Origin of the sequence: Paenibacillus cellulositrophicus, assembly GCF_009363095.1 — a bacterium.
Lineage (GTDB): Bacteria > Bacillota > Bacilli > Paenibacillales > Paenibacillaceae > Paenibacillus_AQ > Paenibacillus_AQ favisporus.
The window spans coordinates 101,198-128,015 of sequence record NZ_CP045295.1 but is presented as its reverse complement, the minus strand read 5'-3'; the positions used below and the strand labels follow the sequence as shown (position 1 = coordinate 128,015).

Annotated in this window: 21 protein-coding genes; 18 read left to right on the top strand and 3 right to left on the bottom strand. The window is 44.1% G+C overall.

Translation table 11 applies throughout. The features are described from left to right. Position 1 precedes the first annotated feature (1 nt). The gene (locus GCU45_RS00370; protein ID WP_152397610.1) at positions 2-2,599 is read right to left on the bottom strand and encodes a glycoside hydrolase family 38 N-terminal domain-containing protein; all 2,598 of its coding nucleotides are present in this window, start codon (positions 2,597-2,599) and stop codon (positions 2-4) included. Between the two features lie 163 nt (positions 2,600-2,762). On the opposite strand from GCU45_RS00370, the gene GCU45_RS00365 reads away from it, so the two are divergent. From GCU45_RS00365 to GCU45_RS00300, 14 genes are all read left to right on the top strand, one after another. After that, complete coding sequence (locus GCU45_RS00365) at positions 2,763-3,644, top strand: helix-turn-helix transcriptional regulator (RefSeq protein WP_244364359.1); 882 nt, start codon at positions 2,763-2,765, stop codon at positions 3,642-3,644. A gap of 205 nt (positions 3,645-3,849) precedes the next feature. Continuing rightward, on the top strand, positions 3,850-4,269 hold the full coding sequence (locus tag GCU45_RS00360) for a VOC family protein (RefSeq protein ID WP_143812960.1): 420 nt from the start codon (positions 3,850-3,852) through the stop codon (positions 4,267-4,269). Between the two features lie 465 nt (positions 4,270-4,734). Then, positions 4,735-5,400 carry a GntR family transcriptional regulator gene (locus tag GCU45_RS00355; protein WP_152397609.1) on the top strand — a complete coding sequence of 222 codons (666 nt, stop codon included), beginning with the start codon at positions 4,735-4,737 and terminating at the stop codon, positions 5,398-5,400. A gap of 124 nt (positions 5,401-5,524) precedes the next feature. Then, a complete protein-coding gene (locus tag GCU45_RS00350; protein ID WP_167527037.1) occupies positions 5,525-6,706 on the top strand; it encodes an extracellular solute-binding protein in 1,182 nt (393 codons plus the stop codon). 30 nt (positions 6,707-6,736) lie between these two features. Beyond that, positions 6,737-7,504 carry an SDR family NAD(P)-dependent oxidoreductase gene (locus GCU45_RS00345; RefSeq protein ID WP_152397608.1) on the top strand — a complete coding sequence of 256 codons (768 nt, stop codon included), beginning with the start codon at positions 6,737-6,739 and terminating at the stop codon, positions 7,502-7,504. Positions 7,505-7,536: 32 nt separating this feature from the next. After that, the gene (locus GCU45_RS00340; RefSeq protein WP_152397607.1) at positions 7,537-8,634 is read left to right on the top strand and encodes a mandelate racemase/muconate lactonizing enzyme family protein; all 1,098 of its coding nucleotides are present in this window, start codon (positions 7,537-7,539) and stop codon (positions 8,632-8,634) included. 98 nt (positions 8,635-8,732) lie between these two features. Continuing rightward, entirely contained in the window at positions 8,733-9,506 is a 774-nt protein-coding gene (locus GCU45_RS00335) for an SDR family NAD(P)-dependent oxidoreductase (RefSeq protein ID WP_152397606.1), read from the top strand. Positions 9,507-9,527: 21 nt separating this feature from the next. Continuing rightward, the gene (locus GCU45_RS00330) at positions 9,528-10,436 is read left to right on the top strand and encodes a fumarylacetoacetate hydrolase family protein (RefSeq protein ID WP_152397605.1); all 909 of its coding nucleotides are present in this window, start codon (positions 9,528-9,530) and stop codon (positions 10,434-10,436) included. 705 nt (positions 10,437-11,141) lie between these two features. Next, positions 11,142-12,644 (top strand): response regulator transcription factor, encoded by a 1,503-nt coding sequence (locus GCU45_RS00325; RefSeq protein WP_167527036.1) that lies wholly within the window; start codon positions 11,142-11,144, stop codon positions 12,642-12,644. Beyond that, the gene (locus GCU45_RS00320) at positions 12,641-14,332 is read left to right on the top strand and encodes a sensor histidine kinase (protein ID WP_152397603.1); all 1,692 of its coding nucleotides are present in this window, start codon (positions 12,641-12,643) and stop codon (positions 14,330-14,332) included. The genes GCU45_RS00325 and GCU45_RS00320 overlap by 4 nt, the downstream gene beginning before the upstream one ends. Before the next feature lie 195 nt (positions 14,333-14,527). Further along, positions 14,528-15,475: an ABC transporter permease gene (locus GCU45_RS00315; protein ID WP_244364357.1), complete on the top strand. Its 948-nt coding sequence runs from the start codon at positions 14,528-14,530 to the stop codon at positions 15,473-15,475. Beyond that, the gene (locus tag GCU45_RS00310) at positions 15,469-16,344 is read left to right on the top strand and encodes a carbohydrate ABC transporter permease (protein ID WP_152397602.1); all 876 of its coding nucleotides are present in this window, start codon (positions 15,469-15,471) and stop codon (positions 16,342-16,344) included. The genes GCU45_RS00315 and GCU45_RS00310 overlap by 7 nt, the downstream gene beginning before the upstream one ends. 35 nt (positions 16,345-16,379) lie before the next feature. Further along, entirely contained in the window at positions 16,380-17,963 is a 1,584-nt protein-coding gene (locus GCU45_RS00305) for a type 2 periplasmic-binding domain-containing protein (RefSeq protein WP_152397601.1), read from the top strand. A 591-nt stretch (positions 17,964-18,554) separates the two neighbouring features. Then, positions 18,555-18,923, top strand: coding sequence for an HTTM domain-containing protein (locus GCU45_RS00300; RefSeq protein ID WP_244364355.1), 369 nt, complete (start codon positions 18,555-18,557; stop codon positions 18,921-18,923). Between the two features lie 844 nt (positions 18,924-19,767). Here GCU45_RS00300 and GCU45_RS00295 read toward each other — a convergent pair. Further along, the gene (locus GCU45_RS00295) at positions 19,768-20,160 is read right to left on the bottom strand and encodes a MerR family transcriptional regulator (protein ID WP_152397600.1); all 393 of its coding nucleotides are present in this window, start codon (positions 20,158-20,160) and stop codon (positions 19,768-19,770) included. 120 nt (positions 20,161-20,280) lie between these two features. On the opposite strand from GCU45_RS00295, the gene GCU45_RS00290 reads away from it, so the two are divergent. After that, complete coding sequence (locus GCU45_RS00290) at positions 20,281-21,135, top strand: patatin-like phospholipase family protein (RefSeq protein ID WP_152397599.1); 855 nt, start codon at positions 20,281-20,283, stop codon at positions 21,133-21,135. A gap of 762 nt (positions 21,136-21,897) precedes the next feature. On the opposite strand, the gene GCU45_RS00285 is transcribed toward GCU45_RS00290, so the two are convergent. Continuing rightward, entirely contained in the window at positions 21,898-23,076 is a 1,179-nt protein-coding gene (locus tag GCU45_RS00285; protein WP_152397598.1) for an MFS transporter, read from the bottom strand. Between the two features lie 128 nt (positions 23,077-23,204). Between GCU45_RS00285 and GCU45_RS00280 the strand changes: the two genes are divergently transcribed. The 3 genes from GCU45_RS00280 to GCU45_RS00270 all read left to right on the top strand — a co-directional run bounded on the left by GCU45_RS00280 (position 23,205) and on the right by GCU45_RS00270 (position 26,815). Further along, positions 23,205-23,816: a TetR/AcrR family transcriptional regulator gene (locus GCU45_RS00280; RefSeq protein WP_152397597.1), complete on the top strand. Its 612-nt coding sequence runs from the start codon at positions 23,205-23,207 to the stop codon at positions 23,814-23,816. Between the two features lie 20 nt (positions 23,817-23,836). After that, entirely contained in the window at positions 23,837-24,472 is a 636-nt protein-coding gene (locus GCU45_RS00275; RefSeq protein ID WP_152397596.1) for a nitroreductase family protein, read from the top strand. Positions 24,473-25,072: 600 nt separating this feature from the next. Then, positions 25,073-26,815, top strand: a complete 1,743-nt coding sequence (locus GCU45_RS00270) for a cache domain-containing sensor histidine kinase (protein ID WP_152397595.1) — start codon at positions 25,073-25,075, stop codon at positions 26,813-26,815. Positions 26,816-26,818 lie beyond the last annotated feature (3 nt).

Genomic DNA, 26,818 nt, shown 5'->3' with positions numbered 1-26,818 from the left:
CTTACTTAAGATTAACCCGCAAATATGATAATTCCCCAGTCTGCAGCACAATACTTACTTCATTACCGCTGCAAGGAATCGAGTGAACGACTTCTTCCAACGGGTTTACCAGGTAGGCATCCTCGACTTCCTTATCTATTACGGTAAAAGTATACTCGGACGGATCGGATCCGACATTTCGCAGGGTCAGAATGAATCCATTTCCATCTATAGCCGGTTTCATGTATTGCAAGACGACCGTGCCGCTTGACTGTCCAAACCACTGCCCTTCTTCCTCCCTTTCACACATCACCGCCGCGTTAATGGCTATAGGGTCCGCTGCAGCAATGCCCGCACGATATGCCTCAACAGGATCAAATTGTTCAAATGGACTTAGCTCATAGCGAAAAAGGACATCCCCAGGTTGGCTAGCCCAGAAATTCGTATCCCAATAATTGTTCATGGCCCATGCCAGCAATAGCGGATTTTCTTGACGTTTGATCTGCTCATTCTCCTTGCCGAAATGAAAATCACCTACTTGAACGAGCGGTGCGTCTGGACATGCTAGTGTGATCCCCTTCTGTTTATCATAGATGGAAACCGTTTGGTCGACGGTCACCCAATCCCGACACGCGGTGCCAAGCTGTTCCCGATCAAGCTCGACGGGCAAACCGGCCGTATCATAATGGGCACGCCAGTCTTTATCCATCCGTAAAGGGAAGGCAAAATAGATGGATTCGGGCGTTCTGATATCCGATTTATTCATTGAAGCAGTAAGACTAATTCTAGGATGGATTGCGGAAAAAGTTATCCGCTGCTCCAGTCGGGAAACTCCCGGTGCTTCAAGCTGTACGACGTACGTAACTGAATCCATGGTTTGTTCGACCGAATAAGCTTTCAGCCGATTGGCGCCGACACGTTTCGATTTCCATTCATGGTTCCAGACGGAAATGCTGTGGTTTCCTTTATCGACATCACGCGGGAAGAAGGTGTCCCGGTGCTCCTTGTTGTGACGCCCATCCACTGTTTCCTGCACAAATTCAAAAAACGTCCAAGGGCTCTTTTCATCAAGCATCTGCCAACTACGACTCTTATCGAACAACTCAACAATTCGTCCAGTAACAGGGCTATATGTCATCCGGTAAAATGGTGTTTCGATCGTCCCTTCAGTCACCGATATGCTGTCCGATGATGTGTTCAGCCGAGCTTCAAGCTGGCCCATCGGAATCTTTTTCCACGAGAATGGCGCGATCTCAACGGTTCCATACGATCTAAAGTTTTGGTCTTCCTGCGCATAGGGCAAGAAGTCCATTATACGCAAAGCGGCAATATGACGATGATTGCCGAAGTAATGCTCAGGCACCTTGACCTCAACATGCTGTGTTTCACTTGATGTGTTGACCAGCATAACGCCATCAGGCTTGCCGGATTGCTTCGGATTTCCTGCTGCCGCTTCCAATTGCTTGGAGAAAACGTATGTAGACAGGTCTGCTGCCTTGTATGCCATCTCTTTCTTATGCAGCTGCTCCGCTTGTGATACCGGAAGATCAGGGATGTAAACTGAGGCCCAAGAACCCCAAGTGTGCTCATCATAGAGCAAAGACTGCTCGAATGCCTCTTTTTTCACTTTCTTATATTGCAGGTTTGGCGCCCCTTGGATCGCTTCCAGGAATTCAGCCTTCTTCAAGCTTTGCTTCGTTTGACGACTGATCTTGGTTTCTTTCGCCGAGCTTCCCGCACCGAAATTCCAGTAGTCCGTCCAATCCCCTGAATGAACCGGGATTTGCTCTTGCGGAATCTGCTTAACCCGATCGAGAAGCATTTCCGGTGTTGCAAAAATAACCTTGTGGCCATGCCCCTCAGCATTGTATCTGCTGATCAGTGACAACAAATTCGGGTCCGGGCAGTTATTATCATATTGCGGAGGATTCGTTGCCGTTAAATACACAAAATCGTACGGATAGTCATTTCTCTCCAACCAATCAAGGTATTCCTGGATCCCTTGAGCCATCAGCTTCGTATCATCTTGATTTGTGAAGAAGAACTGACTGAAAAGAGAGTAATGCTCACCCAAGAAAGTCAAAAGCTCTCGATTGTCAGGGGTTTTCCAGTTAAATGCGGAAGGGCGCGGCAACGGAATTCCCCCAAAGTGTACATTAATCCCCGTGATATAAAACTCGATACCTGCATCGAGTAATATTTGGCTAAGCGGCCATGGCTGCCCGTTAACATCATGATTAATTGCGCTTTTTACGGAAATGCCATACTTCTCCCGCAGCTCACGAACAGGATGCAGCATCCGCGCAAGCTGATCCGCTGATACTAGCGGGGTAGTGTGCATAGGAAGTGCTGCAATACTAAGCTGTCCATTGTTCACCAATCGGCGGAAATCTGCAACTTGCTCCTCGGTAGCTGTCTCCAGCCATTGCATCACCGGATAAGTCGCCTCGCAGGTCCAACGGAATTTCGCATCCTCTGGCTCATTCTCCGATTGGAGGCAAAGCTTGATCGCTTCGTCAATATAGTCTTTCTGCAGCTCCAGCAATAACGGCTGGGGATGTGTGTAACCAATATCCAGGTGACTATGGTGCAAACATAATATTTCTTTGATTTTCGCCATTCCTGTCACGCTCCTTTGATTTTATGCATTCGTCAACCTTCATCTTTGTTCATGATGATTGAATCTCTTAAGAAGTGTATCAAGTACGGTTGTCTTCGTATTTACAGAAACGTATATCTTTTATACAATCGTCATACATATTTTCAAAAAGAAGGAGAGGGTCGTGATAGATTTTGCAAATCTTCATCCTTACGTATACAACGCCAGCCGATATCTATTTTCCAAAGGCCAGAATAGCATATCGCGTGTTTGCTACGCTTCATCGCTCTATCTGATCAGCGAGGGGAAAGGCATGGTTCACTTTCGAGGAGAAGATCACCCGGTAGGCCCCGGTTCGCTTGTATATATGCCGCCTGGTCTGCTTCACGACTGGTATGCCAATCAGGAACAGCCGATGATTCATTATTGCTGTTACTTCGATTGGAAGCATATTGATCGTCGAGAAGCCTTTTTGACGCCGAACATGATCTGTTTCGACACTTCTCAATTGCAGTCATCGTTAATTGGGCCTTCGTTTCCTGTGCCGATTCCCGAATATATGACGGTGGGCAAGCTACAGATTTGGATAGATTGGTTTGAGACTTTTTTTATAAACAATGAATACACGAACAAGCGCACGTATTACAGGGGGTTGAAGATTCAGTCCAATTTTCAGCAGTTCATGGAGTACTTTCTCACTTTCGCCCTCAAGAAGAAAAATATCCCTGATCCACGAGTGCTCAAGATCTTGGAACGACTGGATCATGATTTGATGACCGGCAACGTTAAGCCGCTTGAGTTTTATTTTCGAGAACTTCGCATCAGCCGCGGCTATTTTTTTGAACTATTTCATCAGGCAACCGGGTTATCGCCGATACAATATATGAATCAATTCCGAATAAACCGCGCCAAAGATGATCTACGGTTCTCTAAAATAAGCATCACGGAGATCTCTGAGAAATACGGCTTCTCGTCGGTTCATTATTTCTCTAAATTATTCAAGCAGTTAACAGGGATGCCGCCGAAAGAGTATCGTGAAGCGTATATAAGAGAGGAGATTAGGTAGGCAATTCCTCGTTACTAAACGAGCGAGGATTACACTAACGGGACACGATAGTTTTATCTTCAAAAATCAATCGGATTGTTTAAGCCAATCTCTGTAGGGATGTTACACAAGGTTAACGAACGGATGCGGTGGTACAGAGGATTATTTATTGCAGTGGAGAAGATATGGAAGGTATTGAATGATTTCTCTTGAGGGAGGGATTCAAATGAACACCACATCAAAGAGTAAAACACTTGTTAATACTGTAGTTCAGGTTAGACTGCCAGTTAGAAATATCGATGAATCCGTTGCATGGTATGAACTGAATTTCGGCTTTACACATTGCTGGAAAACTGAAGAAGAATCGGACCTGAAGCTTGAACCAGGACCCTATTTGTTTTTAAAACGAGTAGAACAACCCATTCCAGTCCATATTGTATCGGACGGAAAACCCTATGCGGTACTTTGTATAAAAACATCTGATGTTTTTGAATGTTACCAAAGATTCCTCGATGCAGGTGAAGAAGTAACGGAAATAACGTATACTTGGGGAATTGATCGATTCCCTGAATTCAACGTTACAGACCCTTCAGGCAATGTTATAAATGTAGCGAACTATCCCGATTTACATATTAATGGCTTTTGAGCTATCGGTCCGCGTTTACCAAACGGCGTGATTGAAAGTTTTCACGTAACCGATTCAGAGGGCTATCTTATCATCATTAAAGATTGTTAATTTGGTATTCAGCTTACGGGAAACGATAGCTCAATAAAGATATTTGAAGGCAGCCGATCAATAAGACCGGCTGCCTATTTCTAAACTAATGGACTGGATAGTTTAAGATTATGTACGACGCCTTATAAAAGGTCATGATATGCAATCTATTTCTAAAGAGCCCGGTGCGGGAAATGCGTACGCCGGGTTCTGTGGGGGTTCGGGCCACCATTTAGGTGGCCATTTCTACCCGGAGTCGGTTACTCAATTTATGGGTAGTTTCCTACCTGATTTTTATGCAAGCCCAGTAGGCCCCTGTTGTATTACGAATATAATTTCGGTATATCAAGCATGATGTAGTATAATTTAAAAAAAGACAATGGAGAGTTAAAAGATATGACGGAAAAGAAAGATAAGAAATTGAACCGGTACGTTCTTACAGAAGAGCTGTATGACATATTGAAGCAACAAATTTTGTCCCACAGGATGGCGGCCGGAGATAAAATAAATATCGATAGCTTGTCTCGGGAACTTGGCGTAAGCAATATTCCGATTAGAGAATCCTTGTCCCGTCTGGCTTCGGAAGGGTTCGTAACGCTAATTCCGTTTAAGGGGATGTACGTTGCCGAAATGAGTTTGAAGGACATCGACGAAATTTTTGAGATTCGAAGTCAACTCGAAGATTTGTCGATACGCAAATCGATAGCGCATATTCCGCCCCATAGGCTTGAGGCTGTTCTTGAGGACCTTCTATCCCACGAACCGGGGCGAGGGGAAGTAGACCGGGAAACCACAATCTTTAAGATGAATGGCGACTTGCACGGCACAATTCTACATTACGCGAAGAACGAAAATTTGAAGGACATGGTGACAAGCCTGATTCAGCGCATCCATCGATATCTGAATGATACGCGTTGCAACATTGATATGGAAGCCGAAAAGATCGAGCACGAAATCATTGTCCGTGCGCTTCTTACGCGCGATACCGAACAGGCTGCAGAGGCAATGCGTAACCATTTAAGGAACGCTCACGAAAGACTTCGTATCAATTTCGAGAAATAATTAGGGTTAAGTGAATCAGATCGAAAAGCCGGCCCAAGTTTATTTACACCTAAAATCATGTATGATATATTAAAATCGTACATGATATTGTAACCGCTTTATAATGAATATGGGGGGAGAACCATTGCCAATTACCTCCTTGAAAGTGGCCTTAATAGACGGCCCCATGTATGGGCCACTCTATCGGAGCCTTGAGGTATTCGAACAAAGATCAGGAATTGCCGTTAACGTCGCATTCAAAGGCACGCATCCGCAGTTGAACGCATTGCTGAAGGAAGCTTTCGAAACGAAAGAGAGTCCTTTCGATCTCGTGTCCACGCATTCGAAATATGCGCCTTCCCAAGCGGAGCACCTGCTGTCGTTGGATCCCTATTTCGACCAGAGCGCTCTGGCTGATTTCTCTCCGACCCTGGTTGAACTTTGCCGGGTTGGAGGGAATCTGAAGAGCATTCCTCGAAACTTTGATGCCAGATTGCTGGTGTATCGTTCGGATCGCCTTGCCGAACTGAACATCGGCGTACCTGAAACCTGGGAAGAGTTGAGTGAAGCGTCACGCAGGGCTAAAGCGGCGGGCTATACCGGATTGGTTTACCCGGGCAAGGGGTCAGGACTGTTCGGCACTTTCTTCGAACTGCTGTCCAGCGAGGACGGCAAGCTGTTCGACGAGCGGCTCCAACCGGCGTTCAACAGCGCGGCTGGCCTTGCGGCGTTACAGCGGCTGCGGGAGTGGTATAAAGAAGGATTGACTCCTGAAGGTCTGCCGGAGATGGAGTACGACGAAGTATCGGCCAACTTCCGCAACGGGGACAGCACGTTCGTCACGGATTGGCCGGGCTATTTCAGCCTGTTGACCGATCATGCGTCTCCGTTGGCCGGGCGCTTCGACTTGGCATTAACGCCGGCGGGCTCGCAAGGCAGACGCGCCGTCTACTGCGGCAGCCATTCGTTCGCAGTTCTTGCTGGAACGCGGCATCCGGAACAAGCTGTGCAGTTGCTGCGTCATCTGACCTCTCACGAGAGCCAGCTCTTCGATGCGCACCACGGTCATGTGCCGGTCAGAACGTCGGTAATGGACAAGCTGAAAAAAGCGGCGGCCGAGGATGCATTGGAAGCACGCAGGTTGTCTCTATTGGAGGAAACGATTCTTACGAGCGTGGTCATTCCTCCGAAGTTCCCGGAATATCCGCTAACGGAAGACATTCTTTGGCAGACTTTTCAAAGAGCAATCGTCGGTCGTCTCGAGCCGCAGGAGGCGCTGGATAAGGCGGCCTTCGAAATCGGCAAGGTAGTTGGAGCGTACAGGTAAACGATTTTGGATAAGGAGGTCGGCGAATCTATGATGCTGGAAGATCAGGTATGCATCATAACGGGCGGAGGTTCAGGTATCGGCGAAGTCGCAGCGGAGCGATTCGCGGAGGAAGGCGCCAGCGTCATCATCGTGGATATCGAGGAAGCGAGTGGTCGGCGGGTAGCGGAAAGCATCTCGTCCAAGCCGGGGAGACGGCGGGCCTATGCGATCAAGGCGGATGTGTCATCGGAGCAGGATGTACAAAGAGCTGTCGCTGAAGTCGAAGATCGATTAGGTCGTATCGACATCCTGTTCAATAATGCAGCGACCATCTTGCCCAAGGCGTTGGAAGAAGTAACGGTAGACGAATGGACCCGGGTTATTAATATCAACCTCAAAAGCGTATTTCTGATGATCAAGACGTGCATCCCTGCGCTTCGCAAGTCGCAAGGGAACATCGTCAATATGGCTTCGCTGAACGGTCTCATCGGTCAGAAGCAAAATGCGGTATACGCTTCGACGAAGGGTGCAATCGTGGCGTTAACGAAAGCGTTAGCACTCGATTATGCGCCGGACGGCGTCAGGGTAAATTGTCTGTGCCCTGCTGGAGTCATGACACCGCTCTTGGAGAAGTGGAGGCTTGAGCAAGACGATCCGGAGGAGACGACTCGCCTTCTTAATAATATGCATCCTCTCGGCCGTCCGGCCGATTCCGAGGAAATTGCCGATGCTGCGTTATTTCTGGCTTCGCGCGGTTCGCGGTTCGTTACAGGTGTGGCGCTGCCGGTTGACGGCGGAGCGTCTCTTGGATACTAATTTCAGCATTACACCCGAAGGATGATGACTCTATGAAAATTACAAAAGCAGAAAGCTTCATTTTGCATGTCCCGATCACTCCGCCGATTACCGATGCCATCAACGTGGCCACGCATTGGGGAGTCACCGGCGTTCACATCGAAACGGATGAAGGGATTGTCGGCTACGGCTATACCGGTACGACGGCTAAAGGCGATGAAATGATTGCCGACACGATCGACCGGTATTATGCACCCGCGCTTATCGGTAAAGACCCTTTTAACGTTAAACAAATATGGGACGAGCTCCGCTTTGGTCCGATGCACTGGATCGGACGCTCCGGCATTACGCATATGGCATTAGCAGCCGTCGACATCGCGCTGTGGGACATTATGTCTAAGGCGGCCGGAAAACCGCTGTGGCAATATTTGGGGGGCCATAAGATGGGTAAGATTAAGGCCTACAATACAAATGGCGGCTGGCTGAACTGGAGCAAGGACCAATTGATTAAAGACATCACAGGGATTCTGGAGCAAGGCTTCACGGCAGTCAAGATGAAAGTAGGTAAGCCAGATCCGCGGGAGGACTTCGATCGGGTGCAGGCCGTCCGGCGTGCAATCGGCGATGAGATTGGTCTGATGATCGACGTCAACCAGCAATGGAACATTACGACCGCCATGACCTGGGGCAAGAGACTGGAGCAGTTCGATTTGATCTGGCTGGAAGAACCGCTCAATCCGGACGACATTTCGGGACACCGCAAGCTTGCGGATGAATTGAACGTTCCTATCGCGCTTGGAGAGCATGTGTACAATAAGTATGCTTTCCGGGACTATATCACGCAAGGAGCCGTCGAGTATGTGCAGGTGGACGTTACTCGGGTAGCCGGGATCACCGAATGGCTGCAAGTTGCAGGCCTTGCTGCTGCTCACGATCTTCCTGTGTGTCCTCATGTCGGAGATATGGGACAAATTCATCAGCATCTTGTGGCCGCTACGCCGAACGCGATCATGCTGGAATACATCCCATGGATCAAGCACATTTTCGAAGAACCGATTAATGTAGTCAATGGCTTCTACACGCTCCCGCAACAGCCGGGTGCTTCGACGTCGATTATCCCTCGCTATTTTAACGAATATCGGGTCAGGTAATCAGGCACATCGTTAAATAGGCCACGAATAGCAGAGCAACTATGCCGTAGTTGTCGCTCTGTTGAACATAACATCCGTACAAATCGGGGGGAACCGAAATGATATTACGCAACAAAACGGTGTTCATCACTGGGGCTGGCTCCGGAATCGGCAAAAGCTCGGCGCTATTGTTCGCCCGCGAAGGGGCTACCGTGATCGTTAACGATCTTCAAGAGTCTGCCGGCGAGCAGACGGTTAAGGAAATCCGGGATGCCGGGGGCATTGCCCACTCCATCCAGGCCGACGTTACCGACGTGCAGGCGGTTCAAGCGATGGTGGACACAGCTTTGAATCTTGTCGGCCACATTGACGTGCTGTTCAACAACGCAGGCATTAGCGGAGTCGGCATGATTCACGAGATTGAGCCCGAGCAATGGGACAAGGTCATCAGCGTGAATATCCGCGGCGTGTTCTTGCCTACCAAGTACGTGGTACCTCATATGATGGAGCGCAGATCGGGCAGCATTATTCATATGTCCTCTTGCATTGCCGAGATCGGATTGGCGAGGAGAGCTTCTTACGCAGCGACCAAAGGGGCGGTGCTTTCATTAACAAAGTCCATGCAGGTGGATTATGCGCCCTATAATATTCGAGTCAACGCCTTGCTGCCGGGAACGATTCTAACCCCCTTCGTAGAAAACTATCTTAAAACCTCCTATGCCGACCCTGAGGAAGCTAAGCGTTCGTTGAAATCCAGACAGCTCAGCAATGACCTTGGCAGCCCGGAAGACGTAGCGAATGCGGCACTGTTCCTCGCTTCCGATGAATCCAAATTCATGATGGGATCGCCTCTTTACATCGATGGGGGAGTCACGTTCGGCAAGAACGCATAATCAAAGGGAGTGAAAAAAAAGATGAGATTGGCAACAATTGAACAACAAGGCGAGTATCGCCTAGTAATTGAACAGGACAGCCATATTATCGATATCGGTAAAGCGTTGGAAGCTTACCCGGCGGAGGGAATTCCAACCGACGTTATGGAAGTTATTGCAGGCGGCGAACAGGGACTTGAACGATTAAGGGCGTACCTGGCCGCGCTTCCAAGCGAAGGTTCTTCGGATACAGGCTATGTTCTGGATGGAAATGATCAAGTCTATGGCGCGAGCGTAACCCGTCCCGGCAAAATCATCTGTATCGGACTGAACTACCGTCGACATGCGGAAGAGACCCATGCGCCGATTCCGGAATACCCGATTATTTTCAATAAATTCAATAATACGTTAACCGGACACGGGCATGACATAGCCCTGCCCAACCGGGTTACTCAAGAGGTAGATTATGAGGCTGAACTCGTGATTGTCATCGGGAAGAAGGCAAAATATGTACGGAAGGAAGGAGCGTTGGACTATGTGTTCGGGTATACGAACGTGAACGATCTGTCGGCCCGCGACTTGCAAATGAGAACCCCCCAATGGCTGATTGGGAAGTCCTGCGACCACTTCAGCCCGTTGGGACCCTATCTGGTCACCTCCGATGAAGTCGGCAACCCGAATCAGCTGGCTATACAGTCCACCGTAAACGGGGAAATTCGCCAGCAGTCCAACACATCCGATATGATTTTTTCCTGTGAAGAAATCGTAAGCTACATCTCGCAGCATATGACGCTCGACCCGGGGGACATTATTTTGACAGGAACCCCGGAAGGCGTTGTGCTTGGTTATCCCGAAGATCGACGCGTCTACTTGAAGCATGGAGATGTTGTTACCATAGAAATCGAGAAGTTGGGTAAATTGACCAATCGCATGGTGGACGAACCGTATTAAAGATAGAAAGGTGAAAAACACGAACTGAACACGCAAACATTATTTGGGAGAACATAGTGGAATACATTTTTGTATGACAGCATGGTACATTGCAATTAAGAAGTCTTATACACAATGGAATAACGTATTAATTGTTGTGCGGAACGCTATGCGGCAACACGACTCCGCACAACATCCGCTCTTTAGTGTAAGGAGATAATTGAAAATCATTATTTTTTGGCATTTAAGACAGACAAGACGGTTTAGTGTACTTCAGCACCCTCCCGTATACTCCCCGATCAAAGTTCCTAAAGTGGCAACTACGGCGAAAACACCTGCGCTTACTCCCAACACAGCCCGGGAAATCATAAGCATTGCATGATCTGGGCTTTGAACAAAGATGATATTGCCGAAAACGAAGATACATAGTGCTGCCTATAATATAGCTTTTTTCGATCTACATTTGATGTGATTGCGATTAGAATCGGCGTACCGACTGCGTAGGCAATGGAATACACAGTAACTATTTGTCCGGCAAGACCTATGGATACATTTTATATAGCCCTTCATAAACGCTTCTGATCCCGCATTTTCCGAATACAAAATTGATACTGAATCTAAATGAATTAAAACAATATTTCAACGGGCTTCCTACGCATCAGGATATCCTTGGCTATGATCGTATGTGCCAATATATACAAATTCATGAAAAGGAGACTTGTTGTCATGCCATACAATGTTTTAGTTGTGGATGATGAGGAGATCGAGCGGAAAGGGATATCATTCCTTACTAAAATGTTTGAATTCCCGCTTTCTTGCCGAGAAGCGACAAATGGCGAGGAAGCGCTAGAACGGTTTAACCGTGAGTCCTTTGATATTGTTCTTTGTGACATTATGATGCCCCACATGAATGGATTGGAGTTATGTGCGGTAATAAAGTCGATTAATCCGCTGGTCAAAATTGTTTTTCTTACTGCCCATGCAGAATTTTCTTTTGCTAAACAGGCGATAGAGCTGGGGGTCTATGGTTATTTGTTAAAACCAATTGTCCCCGAAGAATTTTCTGCTTTGATGAACAATCTATTAGCTGCATGCAAGGAAGAGGAGGACTTAAGAAAACAAGCCATTCATTTGGAGAAAGTATCGATGGAAAATCTCAAGTATGAAAAGGAACGCAAGACGTTTGAGCTCATCAATGGATTATATTCCTCCACATCAGGGGAAACGGTTCTTTCAGCAAAACGAATGATTCTTATCTCTTGCAAAAACTCATTTTTTGATAGAGATAAACAAGATTGGGTCGGTGAATTGCATCAATTACTACCTGAAAGAAGCTATGAACTTGTGTTAAATGAAACGCAATGTCTTATCATTATAGAGGAATATAAGGAATATCATTTTTCCGATTTTGCAATAGCGATTCAGCAAATGTTTCAGAACGTTTTTCACCAGCTAGTATTTATTACTGGAAGTATTTCAATAACCGATTACTCGCAATATAAGACGGAATTTGAGAAGTTAGAGCAGTTATTGGCCTACCAAATTTTTGCGGAAAATAGTCGAATTCTGATACAAAATGAACAGTCAGTGCAAGACAGCGAATTGATAAAGACAAGTATGGACGATATCAGAAAGGCTTTTGGGGCGGAAGACGTCAGTAAGGTAAAATATCACCTCAACATTTTGTTCATTCAATTACAAGAAAAGACCAATTACTCTCGGTTCTATATTAAAGTAATGCTGTTTGAAATTCTAAAGTTAGTTAAGACCAAATTGACAGATTTGAAGGAAGATGAACAACAAATTGCGGAACTTATAGAGAATACCAGGCATATGAGTGGTGCTCGGTCATTAATAGATAGTCTAGTCGATCGATGGGAGCATGGACTGATGTCGAGTCCGAATTACAACTCACAAATACAGCAAGTCAAAAAGCTGATTAATAAACACTATATGGACCGTATTTCGTTAGAGTGGTTAGCGAATAAGGTTTATTTGACGCCGAGTTATTTAAGTTTCCTGTTTAGAAAAGAGACAGGCATTAGCCTTCAAAAGTTCATTACATCTTTTCGAATGGAACAGGCTGAAAAACTGATACGAGAAACGAGTATGAAGATTATTAATATCTCACAACAAGTAGGATACATTAATCAATCATACTTTTGTTCGTTGTTCAGGACATATTATGGGAAAACACCTCAGAAATACAGAGAGGATTTAAAATCATGAATGCTTTGCCCGCTTTTTTTAGAGACATGTCACTGCAGAGAAAATTAATTATGACCTACTCTGTTATGATTTTTATACCTCTTGTCGTGCTAGGGAGCTTTGCTTTTATTCAAAGTCGTATTCTGCTTGAGAAACGGGCCTATCAAGGAATAGAAACGCAGCTTAAAACATTCGAAAGCCATCTATCTTACAAACTGGATCATTATCAATCCATAGAGGATATTATTATTTTTAACTCCACAACACAAAAAATATTAACGAATAATTATATAGATTATATTAATTTATCACAAGACCTAAGAGGAACTATGGATCCCCTTTTCAACATCATTTTGTTAAGCAACAAGGAAATGGAGCAAATGACGATTTATTCTCGCAAGAAAATTTCCAACTACGGTGATTACCTTATATATGCGCCACCTGAAAAAACTGAGCTGTGGGATCTTGCTTCGCATTTGCGGCCTAATGAAGTTAAATGGTACATAGACAAAAAGCAAAATAGAGTTATTGCTATTCGTGTTATCCCTGAAACTGCGTCTACGTCCGATTTAGGAATTCTCTATATAGGACTAAGTATTAAGAAATTTTTCGGGGGACTTGAGCAGATGGCAAATAATCAAGGGTGTCTGGAGATAATCGATGAGGACGGGCAGGTTTTGTATGCTAATTCCGTTGCACGGAACAATACAAATGTGGATAAGTATCAACTTATGATGGAACGTAAAATGTCAACGTCCGGTTGGACGATTAAATATGGTGTGTCTCCTAATGTTGTTTTAAACGAAACGGAAAGTATTTTGTATACCATGTTCCTTATTATTGGTATTTGTATTGTAATGTTGATTATTCTCGGATGGATTTTCACCAAAACATTGGTGAGACCCATATTATATTTGCATAGTAAAATGAATTTGGTCAAAAATGGTGATCTTACTGTACAGATTCATAGTACTGCGAAAGATGAAATGGGGCTACTTACGAATCAGTTTGCTGAAATGCTTGTAAAAATCAATAAGCTCATTAACGAGGTGTATGAAGTACAAAATCAAAAACGAAAAGCACAGTTAACAGCACTTCAAGCTCAAATTAATCCTCATTTTTTATATAACACGTTATCCACTATTAATTGGAAGGCCCTTTATCTGGGTTCCGAAGAAATAAGCCGAATTGTTATAACGTTGGCACGATTTTATAGAAAGGCATTGAATCAAGGGGACAATATAATTTCAGTACGGGATGAATTAGAGATTGTAAAAGCCTATATCGATATTCAGTTAATCATGCATGACAACAGCTTTGAGGTAGAGTTTGAAATAGATGAAGACATCTATTCCTACGAAACTCTTAATCTTCTCCTTCAACCGATTGTGGAGAATGCAATTGAGCATGGGATTTATCACCGCAGGAAAGAGGGCGGTAAGCTGCGTTTAACAGGGGTCGTTGTTGATGAACGGATTGAGATTTCTGTGGAGGATAATGGACCCGGCATGGATATAGAGGCGATAGAACGCCTTCAACTCCGGAAAGGAAACGGCTATGGAATATTCAATATTAGAGAACGAATCCAATTATTTTTTGGGCCAAATTATGGTGTTCGAATTGAAAGCGAGCCCATGGTTGGGACGAAAATGACTATTGTCATCCCTGCGTACCGGCAAAATAAAAGTAACGCGCACCCCTTAGAATAGACATTGGAACCCCCTAGGTTATCCGATGAATTCTGGGGGTGCATTTATTCTCAATGTTTACAATTCGGTGTCTTGACCAAAGAACTAAAGATATTTGTATGTTTCAAAAAACACCATCATATACTGCCTCGGTTGAATTAGGATAATATTTTATTAGAAGGAGGAAGCATTACTTTACAGTGGAGGAGGAAGTATGTGGCAGGACATCATGGTATTGTATCAAGATTTGCGGGTGGAAGTGGACTGCGGAAAAGACTAATTCAATACAGAGTTTTATATTTCATGTTACTTCCGGGAATCGTTTATTTCATTATTTTTCACTACATCCCCATGTATGGAGTCACCTTGGCGTTTAAAGACTTTATTATTAAGGAGGGTATATTAGGAAGCCCTTGGGTCGGTTCGAAGCATTTTGAAAAGGCTTTCACAGATCCTTCTTTTTATCAAATCCTCAAAAACACGCTTCTAATCAGTATTTATAAGCTGATTTTTGGTTTTCCAGTTCCTATCATTTTCGCTATTCTCGTAAACGAGGTATCATCGCTCCGCTTTAGAAAAGCAGTTCAGACCGCTTCTTACTTGCCTCATTTTATATCGTGGGTAGTTATGGGTGGCATTTTCATTATGATCTTTTCGTTTGACGGTCCCATCAATGAGTTGATTAAACTGTTTGGCGGAAATCCGGTTTTGTTCATGGCTGATGAGCGTTACTTTCGTTCGTTGCTAGTCATAACCGACATTTTTAAAGGTTTTGGCTGGGGCTCGATCATATACTTTGCCGCCATTTCGGGAATTGATCCTCAATTGTACGAGGCAGCCGTAATAGATGGAGCTGGACGGTGGAAAAGAACGACTATGATCACTTTGCCAATGCTCGTTCCAGTCATGGCAATTATGCTTATTTTAAGCATGTCCAATATTTTAGATGCGGGCTTCGATCAAATCTTTAACATGTATAATCCAAGTGTATTAAACGTTTCTGACATTATCGACACCTATGTTTATCGCAAAGGATTGGTTGAAATGCAATACAGCTACTCCAGCGCCGTTGGGCTGTTCAAATCTGTCATTGCATTAATCTTGGTGCTGGTTGTAAACCGTATTGTTAGGACTGTCGGAGGGAGGGAGTACGCGTTATGGTAAAAAATCGAACACCTGCCGATGTGCTATGCGATTCTCTGATTTATTTCTTGTTGGGTTGCATATTTCTTATCACAATCTATCCGTTCTGGAATCAAGTGGTTACCGCTCTGTCCAGCAAGCAGGAGGAAGCTATCACGCTGCTGCCTAAGGGACTTTCGTTTGGTAGTTTTCTTCTCTCCCTTGACTATCCGGGGCTTTGGAGCGGTTACCGAAACACGATATTGCGTACAGTTTGCGGTGTTCTCCTTGGCACTACAGTAACTGCGTTACTTGCCTACCCTCTGGCAAAAGCACAACTTCCCTTCAATCGATTTTTCACGGCTTTGGTATTGTTTACTATGTTATTTAGCGGAGGACTTATCCCAAACTATTTGCTAATTAAGTCCCTTGGATTAATTAACACATTTTGGGCGCTGATTCTTCCTGGGCTTACTGGGGCATTTAATGTTTTCATCATGCGAAACTTTTTTCGTTCCTTACCAGATAGCTTGGAAGAATCGGCTCAAATTGATGGCGCAGGTTATTTCTCTATTTTCACTAAAATTATCCTGCCGATCTCTTCTCCAGTTTTAGCTACCGTCTCACTATGGATCGCTGTCGCACACTGGAATGCTTGGTTCGATTCTATGATCTACATTCAGGATCCACATAAACAAGTTCTTCAGGTGATCTTGCGCAAGATTATTATTGAAAACAACCTGAATGATATGGAACGAATGACTCAGGGAGTTCCATTGAAAGATTTGTTCAGCACCAAACAACTCCAAGCAACAGTTATATGTCTCTCTGTTATTCCGATGCTGATCGTATACCCATTTGTACAAAAATATTTTGTTAAAGGCATAATGGTTGGTGCAGTGAAAGGATAGGTGGCATTGACTAATATTAAGGGGTTGCGGCCAATATGAAGAAGAGGATCGTATGGTTTAAAATGGGATTATTCATTATTCTGGCGGCTACTGTTGTGGCTGGATGTGCAGAGAAAGAAAATCAAAATTCGCAAGAATCCCAAAAAGGTGGAAACGGCTCAAAAAAGATGCATATGGAGTTTTGGACTTCAGCTCTACCAGTGGACCATGCTTTTACAAAAGAATATGCAGAAAACCGTTTTAATGTTGATATAGAGCATCTGGTCGGGGGCGAGAACTATAAGGAAAAGATGAATCTTATGATCGTATCAGGCGAGGCTCCTGACTACATTAAAAATATTACTCTCTCAGAATATGATAAATATGTAGAGCAAGGGCAATTTGCAGAAATCCCTGTTGAGTTGTTGGAAAAACATGCACCTAAGTACATGGCTTGGCTTAAAGAGAATACGGATGAAGATCTGTTCAAATATTTTAATCGTAATGGGAAGAATTATACCATGCCTAATATATGGACACTCGGACCGTCCATGAACGTTCTCGGTATACGTCAAGACTGGCTTGATAAGCTCGGAATTAATAAAAAACCTGAAACGCTAGCTGAATTTGAAGATATGTTGATCAAGTTTCGAAATGATGATCCTGATCATAATGGGAAGAAGGATACCTACGGGCTAACCACTTCCTTGGGATCTCCTAGCGATCTAGGAGGGCTGTTCAGTTCTGTATTCGGAGCGTTCGACAGCTATCTAGGAATATTCTATGAGAAGGATGGAAAGATTACTCGCGGTGAAATTGAACCAGAGACTAAGGAAGCACTCGCTGTCTTGAAGCGTTGGTACGACGAGCAATTGATTGATCCTGAGTTTGTGATTAATAAATCGGACAATTTGGATCAGAAAGTCTTTGACTCTAAGGTGGGAATGATACAAGGGGGCTGGTGGAGTTTTCTCCCGGCAGCTGCTTTCTTTGATGGGAAATACGTTGAGAAAATCCCAAATGCAAAATGGTTGCTTTCGAGCGGTCCTAAGGGCCCGAATGGTGCATTTGGAATCGGACAAATTCAACCGATGAGCAATACAGGTCTTCAATTTATGAAGCATATGGAGAAAGAGCCTGAGAAGATGATTAAGTATATTGAAATGATTGAAGCGTTTAACTTTGACGAAGACTATTTAGAAGTTTCTTACTTTGGAAAGGAAGGGGTTACTTACAATAAGAATGGTGATTCTTATGAATGGATTCCGCCCTATGACAAAAAAGACGAGCAATTGAAGTTTGGGATTGATCGCAGCGTGTATCACTACGATGGAATGTTTAACAATTACGATATACAGGCACCATTTATGACTGCTCCTAAATATGCTGAATTGCGGAAGAATGCGGAAAAAGTGGGGGTAGGGAAATATGATATATTGTTCCCAATTCATAAGCCCATTTACAACGAGTACTTTGATCGTCTTGATCAGTATACGTTGAAGACGTTTATTGATTTCATTACCGGTCGCCGTGACTTAAAGAACTTCGACAAATTTGTTTCTGAATGGATGAGTATGGGTGGAGATAAAGTGATGAAAGAGGCTCAGGAAGTTTACTCACAATATAATACTAAAGACTGAGTTCCGGACTTGCGGTCACCTCGTAAGGGGGTCGCCCATTCCCCTCTGCGAGATTTGTAGTGTACTGACATCCATGTACTCAAGAGTATAACAATCGCTCAATGCTCAAGTATTTCATTCCGTCTTGTGTCTCGAGAAAAGCGAAAGGAATGGGTACAATTATGACAAGGAAAAGGAAGTGCTCATGCTGCATCACAGTCTTGGACGTTGGTTATACTCAGCACAGCCTATCTTGCTTGAGATGCAACAGAATTATATCGACCAAACGATCGAGATGTGCCAGGCAACTGAGGATTGGGTATTGGGACTTGCACGAGTTAAATCGGAGCTGCCGGGAATTCGAAACGAAACTATTGAGGTGACCTTGAGGGCAAACAAATGCTGTATCTTTTTGTGTTGGTTGAGTAACAGCGCTTAGATTTATTATAGGGACAACCGAATAACCAAATAGGGAAACACTCCAATAATAGCCTATAAGGTCGTCGTTGGAGTGCTTTTTTATAGCGCCAGAAAGTACAAGTTTCATTATCGTCAATCCTTTGCAAGCTAGGCGCTACGCTCGAGGGCTCCATTCTGAAGCAGCCCGCCAACTTGCCGGAGGGATATAAGTTTTCCAAAGCAAGAATTGAAGGTCCAACCGAAGGAAAATTCCTTGATGAAGTAAGGGCCGAAGGCAAGAAGAGCGGTAAACCCGTCTATGCGAAAAAGATAGACTGGAAAGAGGCGGCAACCATCCGTCTTGAATATACGAACGGGAAAGATACGCTGGCCATTTCGAAATATACGTTGGACTCAGAAGGAAGCAAGAAAAAAGGTTTCTTTGAGGATGAATTACCGGCACATATCTATCCAAAATACGTTTTTTGGCATGAAGGTGGCTTCGAATACAGCATTTCAACCACATGGGATATGTCCAAGGATCAGAAGGTCGAAATTCTGAAAGAAGCGGTGCAGAAGTAATATTTTGAGCAAGCTTCGATCTTGCGCGGGAAAGTCATGAGCGAACCTGATGATGATGAGAACATCCGACAACTCCAAAAATCGGTTGATCTATTTATTAAAAAGTTGAATTTTAAAAAACCGTTGATGATTAATCCCAACGGTTTTTTTATTTTTTGTTTAAAACGATGTCGGGGGACAAGAACATGGTCCCATATGAAGTCGCTATTTTAGCGGCTTTTTTGTTTTATCGGTACAAGTTCTTGTCCCGAGTCGAGGACAAGGACTTGTACCGATTGCCGTAAAGGACAAGAACATGTTCCGATTACCGATTAGTTAAATATCTAACTGAATTTTGTTATTCACTGTTGGTCGGCAACCTCCCCATTCTCTGCGTCCGAGGAAATGGCATTTTAAGGTATATTTTTAGTGTATTTCGAATCTTTTCCCTGGATATCCTAGGCATGGGTTCCCAATAGACCATAAAAGGAATGAGCTTTGTGAAAACAGAGCAATCACAATTAACCGCAGCGGAGATGGGAAAACTTTGGGGAACGTATGTTGGAAATACGATGGGGAAATGAGTGCTTAGTTATTACCTCCAGTATGTGAACGATATGGAAATTAAGGGAGCATTTGCCGGAGGCAGCTACAAGGATTAATTTGAAGGCATATCACGTTTTGATTGCTCTCAGTTGAATGTAAGGATGCATTAGAAAAGTAACCAATTGCAAGACGACAAGAACATATATCGTTTGCCGAAAAAGACAAGAACACATATGGTTAACCGTGATTGATAAGATCCTCAATACATATGTGGTTTTTAGCGCCAAAACGAGTTACGGTTACAGAAGTCTATCCTTCATTACGGCAACGGCTTATTTTCTGATGTTCCCTTCTTCGCCAGTAGCGCCAATTTGTTGTTTAGCATCCGAGCGAGAAGAGACTGCGATTCTTCCAATTCTCTTTTTCTACGGTCCATTTCCTTCATCTTCTTCCGCAAAAATTCAATGGCCCGGGAGAGCTCAAGTTTGTTCCCATCTTCTTCCTTCAAAATAACTTTGATTTCCCTTATCGTAAAACCCGCAGCCTGAACTCTTTTGATCAATAAAAGGTGTTCGACCGCTTCCTCGGTATACTCACGATAGTTATTGTCCCTGCGCTCAACGTGGCGTCTATCCAGCAATCCTTCCTTCTCGTAATAACGAATGGTCGGTGGATTTAAACCGGTCTTCTGTGCCAGCACATGGATTTTCATTTTTCTTCCTCCCGCGAAATGCTTGACCTTCAAGTATACTTTATAGTTTATACTTTAGAGGTCTAATGGAACCATGTCAAACCAATTGACACCATTGTCGATCAGAAGGAGGAACTGTGAATGAACGCTCAGAAAAGGAATTCACCGACCAGAGCTGTAGTTTTGGGGGGCGGTGGCGTGACGGGCATCGCATGGGAGGTTGGCGTCTTAGCGGGACTGCTCGAATCCGGAGTAGACCTCCATCAAGCTGACGTGATCATCGGAACGTCCGCCGGTGCCTTTGTCGGAGCAGCCCTGGCCAGTGGGTACGACATGAATAAACTGTTTGCCGCCCAGTTGGAGACGAACTCGGCCGAGATACCGGTCGCCGCGTCCAAAGAATTAATGCAAGCGTGGTATAAGGCATTTGACACGGGAGGAAGCGACCCGCGAAAAGTCGGGGCAGAATTCGGCCTTATCGCCAAAAATAATCCCTCTCCTGTATCGCCTGAACAGCGGCGCACCGTGGTCGAGAGTCGCCTTGTGACTAGAAAATGGCCGGCGAATCTTAAGGTGACCGCTATCGATGCCGATACCGGGCAACTTCATACTTTCGATCATCAATCGGGAATTTCTTTGCTCGATGCCGTGTCGGCCAGCGGAGCCGTTCCGGGAGTTTGGCCGCTTGTATCGATCGGTGACCGCTTCTGGACCGACGGAGGAATGGTGTCCACGACCAATTCAAGGCTGGCTGAAGGTTATGAACGGATCGTGATTCTCTCCCCGATGCCAAATGGTTATGGCTCCATCCCGGGAGCGGCGGAGGATGCGGCAAGCATGCGTACAAGCTCGGACGTTTATCTCATAACACCCGATGAACGCAGCGTTGTGGCCATCGGCCCGAATCCGTACGACCCGGCTCGCAGCAGAGTAACAGCGGAAGCCGGGCGGGAGCAGGGATGCTCTATCGCCGAAGCTGTTCTGACTATGTGGTAAGAAGCCGATTCTTTCTTTCCTAACAGACAAAAGGGTGCAAAATATGGCGGCGATTTCGCTCGTTATCTTATATTTAAGTACAGCCGACAAGGAAAGACGCTTATCTTGCGAATCCATCGAAGCATTAAACTATTTCAAGGGCCGATTGATCTATACGTCTTGTTTACGGAATATAAGAGAAACTGCACCTCATTTGGCCAAGAGAAGACAAGGGAAAAACAAGTTGATACTCAGGAACGATTGACTGAGGTCACCATTTATCCTAATGCTACTCAAATGAATAGACAGGAATGCTCGGAATCACTTAAGGTTATGTCAGTTATTTGATTCGAACTATGGAAAAAGCCAACTCAGATGAATGAGTTGGCTTTTTTGTGTAAAGTCATGGTTTGACTACATATTAGTCAAGACTCACGATCCGGCCGTTTCAGGACTTAAGAAAAGAGAATCTATAGAGTTTCTAATTCGCTGAATTCCAACGGGTTGTTCAATAAAGTGTACCATTCCAAGTTCTATACACCTTTTGCGTTTATCTACATCCCCCGTAATTGCGATGATATATAGATAGAGGGGAAGGAGTGGAAGAAAGAATTTAAAGGCCGCTGGTTGTACCATCAATATCGGGCATGTGAATGTTCATGAAGTCCAGCTGAACGATCCGAATTCTTATGCGATCCGGATCGGGGTGCATATATGTTAGGTATAAAGAAGCGTTTTGTTTTGTTGAATTTCACTTTTCACCTTAAGAACTAGTCTTGAAAGTTATGCTCTCTGTTTATTCTTCAATGGCAATAATTGACGAGTGGCAATGACAATCACTCCAACCAAAGCAGCCGTTACGCCGATTAACAAGGCTGTACCCCCAAGAGGATATAAAACACTCCCGATCATCGGCGCTGAAGCCATGCCCAAGTAGCGAACAAAGTTGTAGATTCCCATCGCAGTTGCTCTCTCTTGAACGAATTCTGCAGATAACAAGGTAGGCATCGTAGGCATAGCCAATCCGCTCACGAAGCCAGTGAGCATTAATGCTAGAAGCAGTGTTATAAGCGAAAATTTAGCGGCAAAAATAAAAATCACAAGACATATTACAATGGAGAAACTGACCCATAATAACGATATTATTGAACCGATTTTGGTTTGAAGTTTTCCACTGAGTTTGCTACCCACAAGATTAAGGGCCATTAACGCAAGCGAAAAAACGCCGATGTTCGCAGCACCCAAGTGATATTGGGACTCCAATATCATTGGCAGAAATACGATAAATGTGTAAAAGACATCATAGAGAACAAAACCACTCAACAACACGACACGGCCGGTCTTACTTTTAAAAATTCGTCCGAATGCCTTTAGTCCAAACTGTTTTTCAGTTAAGGTTGTAGTTGTCGGTTTGGTTTCCGGAAGCAGGAACAGAGCGATAAACATCATGATCACGGCACTTGCCGCCGCAAAACCAAAGGTACCAGAATATCCGAACACGGATCCAATGAAGCCCCCAATCAAAGGGCCAATTGCAGGCGAGATTCCTAAGATCATTTGGTATGTAGCCATACTTTCGGCCCGCTTCTTTCCTTCAAAGATATCTCCAATCATGGTTGCGGCAACGAGAGGTACAGCAGCCGCACCAATTCCTTGAATGACGCGGAAGATCAGAAGCATTTCAATCGAAAAAGAAAACATACAACCAATCGTAGCCAATACATATACAATCATGCCGGGTATCAGTATTTTTTTGCGACCGTTTCGGTCTACAACCGGTCCGAGTACTACCTGCATTACGGCCATTGCGATCGTAAATAATGTAACGGTGAGGTTGGCCATAGACAAGGAAGTGTGAAGGTCACGCTGCATGTCGGGGAGCAGCGGGACATACAAGCTTTGCGCTAGTGAAACTATCGCTGCAGAGAGTCCAAGCACAAATAAAATCTTTTGTTTGTTCATAAAAGTCCTCCTATTCATTTATTGACTGATTGTCAGTCAGTATGTAAAATAGTTTATATCGTTGACTGACATTCAGTCAATTGGATATATTAAAAATATGACAGGAGTGATAAAAAGGAGGTCTTCAAGTGCCAAGAGTTTCAAAGGACCCTCAGGAACGAAAAGATGAGATTTTGAATGCCGCAATGGAGTTATTTGCCTCGAAGGGCTATGAACAGACTTCGGTCAGCGATATCGTCAAGAAAATCGGAGTTGCCCAAGGAACGTTCTACTACTATTTCCAGTCCAAAGAAGAAGTCGTCAATGCCGCTTGCGAGCGTACCTTGGCCTCGCGACTCGAAAGTGTAAAGAACTTGGTTGAAAGTTCACAATGGAATGCACTTGAGAAACTTACACGTCTGTTTACGGATGCTTCCCCGAACGAAGAAGACGTGGATGTATTTGGTTACCTTCATCAAGAAATCAACAGTACATTGCATCAGAAATGGATAGTCGCCGAGATTATGGGTTTACTCCCCTATGCTCGACAGATCGTTCAACTAGGTGTAGAAGAGGGGATATTCCATGTTCGGCAGCCAGAATTGGTTGTGGAATTTTTATTAGTTGGCGCTTCATTCTGGTTTGACAAAGGTATTTTTGACTGGAACGAACAAGAATATGAAGCGAAAAGACAAGCGCTGACCGACATTATCGACCGTTTGCTTGTCGGCAACCCTCCCGCTTCTCCCGATGTTCTATAATTTAAAGGAGGTAGAAAAAAATGATATCTACATCTAATCTGGATTTTAACGAGGTTATTCACAATCGACGTACCATAAAAAAATACGATCCGGAGGTGAAAATCAGCCGTGAGGAAATGAGCCAAATCTTGAAGGAAGCAACTCTTGCGCCTTCATCGTTCAATCTGCAACCTTGGCGGTTTGTTGTTATAGAAAGTCAGGAAGCCAAGGAGAAGTTGATTGAGCTTGCACCATTTAATTCAACGCAAATCTATACCTCATCTGCTGTCATTGCCGTATTTGGCGATCTCCAGTTTGCGGACCGTGCCGATGAAATTTATAGTAAGGCAGTAGAACTAGGCCACATGCCACAGGAGATGAAAGAAAAAATCCTTTCGACTGTCGTACCGCTATTTGATCGTTTCTCCGTTCAAGAAAAACGAGAATCCATTATGGTTGATGGCGGACTGGTATCTATGCAATTATTACTAACAGCTTACGCACATGGCTATGCCACCAATCCGATGGCCGGGTTTAACAAAGAAAAGATTGCAGAAGCGTTTGAACTTGATGCTGAGCGTTACATCCCAATCATTATTATTTCGATTGGTAAAGCGGCTGCCGAGAGCCGCCCTCCCGTTCGATTCCCAGTTCACGATATTGCTCAGTGGAAATAAACACAAGATCTTAAGGAGCCCGTCAGTGTATTCATTCATCATGGAGAGCATCTAATCGGATATGCAGAACTAAGCGGCGGCAGCTTTGGACCGAGATTAAGGTCCTAAACTGCCGCTGTTTCATCATTAAACTACGAACACTTTGGAGATGATTGTAATAGGCCTCTCTCCCTTTCCGGTGTTTCGGTGTTCGAACACATCACCATATTAGTTAAAAAACCGCGCAACTGACGCCACTAAAGGTTCTGTTTTCATCTAGCTCTTATCAACGTTCATATACCTTCAAGCATTCGACTCTTACCCTACAGGAATTCAGAGACAATTAAAGTAATTTCTTAATGCTTAGATTAAGATAAGCACCTTGATTAAGAACTACACGCTACCTGCGTACGTTCAATAATAAATTGGAAATGGAATATAACGTGGAGAACGTGGCCCAAGAGAATGCGCCGATCCGAAATCTCAACAGAGCTTCCAAGATTTATATTTGATGGTGATGATTTTAAAAATGATTTTAGCTGGACGGATTTTGTGATTCCATGCATAATCAGGTGCAAGAAGATAACTTATTACAATTTATTCATCAAGGTGTGATTCTGATTGAGAAAACCACGTTTCTTCGGAAAAAACTTAAGTTTGACGTATATTCTAATTCTCAGCTTTATCTTCATCTCAACAGTCCCTGTCGTATCCACCTCTATCGGAACGTATTTCAAAAGTAAGGATATTATAAATAGTAATACTTCACAGTATATTATCCAGATGCTGAAACAAACCAACGGAGAGATTGACCTAAACCTACAACAGTTTAACAGTGATGCCTCATTTTTGATTAATCCCGTTGTGCAACAACTCCTTAATAAACAATTTCATAGAGATATTTCATACCAGGAGAGGAAAGCGCTATCAAAGGAATTGGCCCAATATAACGTCGTTTCACCAAAAATGTCAGACATCAGCGTCTATTCAACTAAAGGGATATTCCTCATTGGTTTATCAGATAATTACACACCTCTGAGTGGAGAGCTTATAAGTAAAGTGACGAAACTTGATGGACAGATTTATTGGAACTTTGCCGGCTATGACACGTTTCACGAAGCTCATATTCAAGGGGTTCGATTAATCAAAAACATGTTAGGCCCTGAAATCATTCCAATTGGATATTTAACGTTCAAAATGCCTGAAAATATTATTTATGATTCGATTAAGGAACTTCAGCTTGGACAAACAGGACAAGCAATTATTGTAGATACTACGGGTACTGTTCTCTCTGGGCAAAACCGAAACTGGGTGGGTCGCCGTCTAGACGGTAATATTTTAAACAAATTGTACGCCAATTCCGAGGGGGCGTTCATTGATAAGATTGATGGTCAGACCTATTTTATGGCATTCCACACCTCAGAAACGACGGGCTGGAAAACGATGGGGTTAGTACCGATCGCCGAGATGACTCCAGGACTTCAAGGTGTGTACAAAAGTAACATTCTCTATCTTGGAGGATGGATTTTAATTAGTATTTTGCTTTCTCTCCTTATTACAAGAACTGTTGTCACACCAATTAAGCAATTAATACGGGCAATGCGCAGTGTAGAAAGTGGGGATTTTAGCGTGCAGACTCATTTAACCGGTAATGAGGAGGCCTTAATATTAAGCAGCAATTTTAATAAAATGACCTCAAGGCTCAAAGAACTGATCAGCCGTGTTTATGAAGAGGAACTTAAAGAAAAAAGTGCTCAACTTCGTGCTCTTCAAGCTCAAATCAATCCACATTTTTTATATAACACATTAGATACCATCTATTGGATGCTATATATGCGTGGGCAAGAGAAAATTGGCGATGTTGTTGTTGCCATGTCCAATATGCTAAGGTACAGCATCGGAAAGAACGGCCCAGTTGTTACGCTGAAAGATGAGCTTGACAACCTGTCCAACTATATTCATATTCAATCAACCCGCTATCAGGATCGAATAACATTTGAGTATGATATAGACCACTCACTCGAGGATACCCGGGTTCTTAAATTAATGCTGCAACCTACGATCGAAAATGCTATTACTCACGGTCTTGAGCCCAGTGTTCGGCAAGGGATTATTTGTACTCGTATTTATCGTTATGAAAGAGAATGTCGGATTGAAATTTCGGATAACGGGGTTGGAATTTCTGCAGAGAGACTGGCCCAGTTAATGGAGCCAGGACATGTTCGTGATGGACACGGAATTCAAAATGTGGATGAGCGGTTGAGACTAACCTTTGGGGAGGCCTACGGCTTGACAATTACGAGTGTAGAAGGGAAAGGCACAAAGGTGCTTTACAAATTGCCGTTAAATGATAATAACATCTAAGGA

Coding starts and splice junctions, on each gene's coding strand:
- GCU45_RS00370 (WP_152397610.1), bottom strand. CDS start 2,599: ATGGCGAAAATCAAAGAAATATTATGTTTGCACCATAGTCACCTGGAT.
- GCU45_RS00360 (WP_143812960.1), top strand. CDS start 3,850: ATGAACACCACATCAAAGAGTAAAACACTTGTTAATACTGTAGTTCAG.
- GCU45_RS00355 (WP_152397609.1), top strand. CDS start 4,735: ATGACGGAAAAGAAAGATAAGAAATTGAACCGGTACGTTCTTACAGAA.
- GCU45_RS00345 (WP_152397608.1), top strand. CDS start 6,737: ATGATGCTGGAAGATCAGGTATGCATCATAACGGGCGGAGGTTCAGGT.
- GCU45_RS00340 (WP_152397607.1), top strand. CDS start 7,537: ATGAAAATTACAAAAGCAGAAAGCTTCATTTTGCATGTCCCGATCACT.
- GCU45_RS00335 (WP_152397606.1), top strand. CDS start 8,733: ATGATATTACGCAACAAAACGGTGTTCATCACTGGGGCTGGCTCCGGA.
- GCU45_RS00330 (WP_152397605.1), top strand. CDS start 9,528: ATGAGATTGGCAACAATTGAACAACAAGGCGAGTATCGCCTAGTAATT.
- GCU45_RS00325 (WP_167527036.1), top strand. CDS start 11,142: ATGCCATACAATGTTTTAGTTGTGGATGATGAGGAGATCGAGCGGAAA.
- GCU45_RS00320 (WP_152397603.1), top strand. CDS start 12,641: ATGAATGCTTTGCCCGCTTTTTTTAGAGACATGTCACTGCAGAGAAAA.
- GCU45_RS00310 (WP_152397602.1), top strand. CDS start 15,469: ATGGTAAAAAATCGAACACCTGCCGATGTGCTATGCGATTCTCTGATT.
- GCU45_RS00305 (WP_152397601.1), top strand. CDS start 16,380: ATGAAGAAGAGGATCGTATGGTTTAAAATGGGATTATTCATTATTCTG.
- GCU45_RS00295 (WP_152397600.1), bottom strand. CDS start 20,160: ATGAAAATCCATGTGCTGGCACAGAAGACCGGTTTAAATCCACCGACC.
- GCU45_RS00290 (WP_152397599.1), top strand. CDS start 20,281: ATGAACGCTCAGAAAAGGAATTCACCGACCAGAGCTGTAGTTTTGGGG.
- GCU45_RS00285 (WP_152397598.1), bottom strand. CDS start 23,076: ATGAACAAACAAAAGATTTTATTTGTGCTTGGACTCTCTGCAGCGATA.
- GCU45_RS00275 (WP_152397596.1), top strand. CDS start 23,837: ATGATATCTACATCTAATCTGGATTTTAACGAGGTTATTCACAATCGA.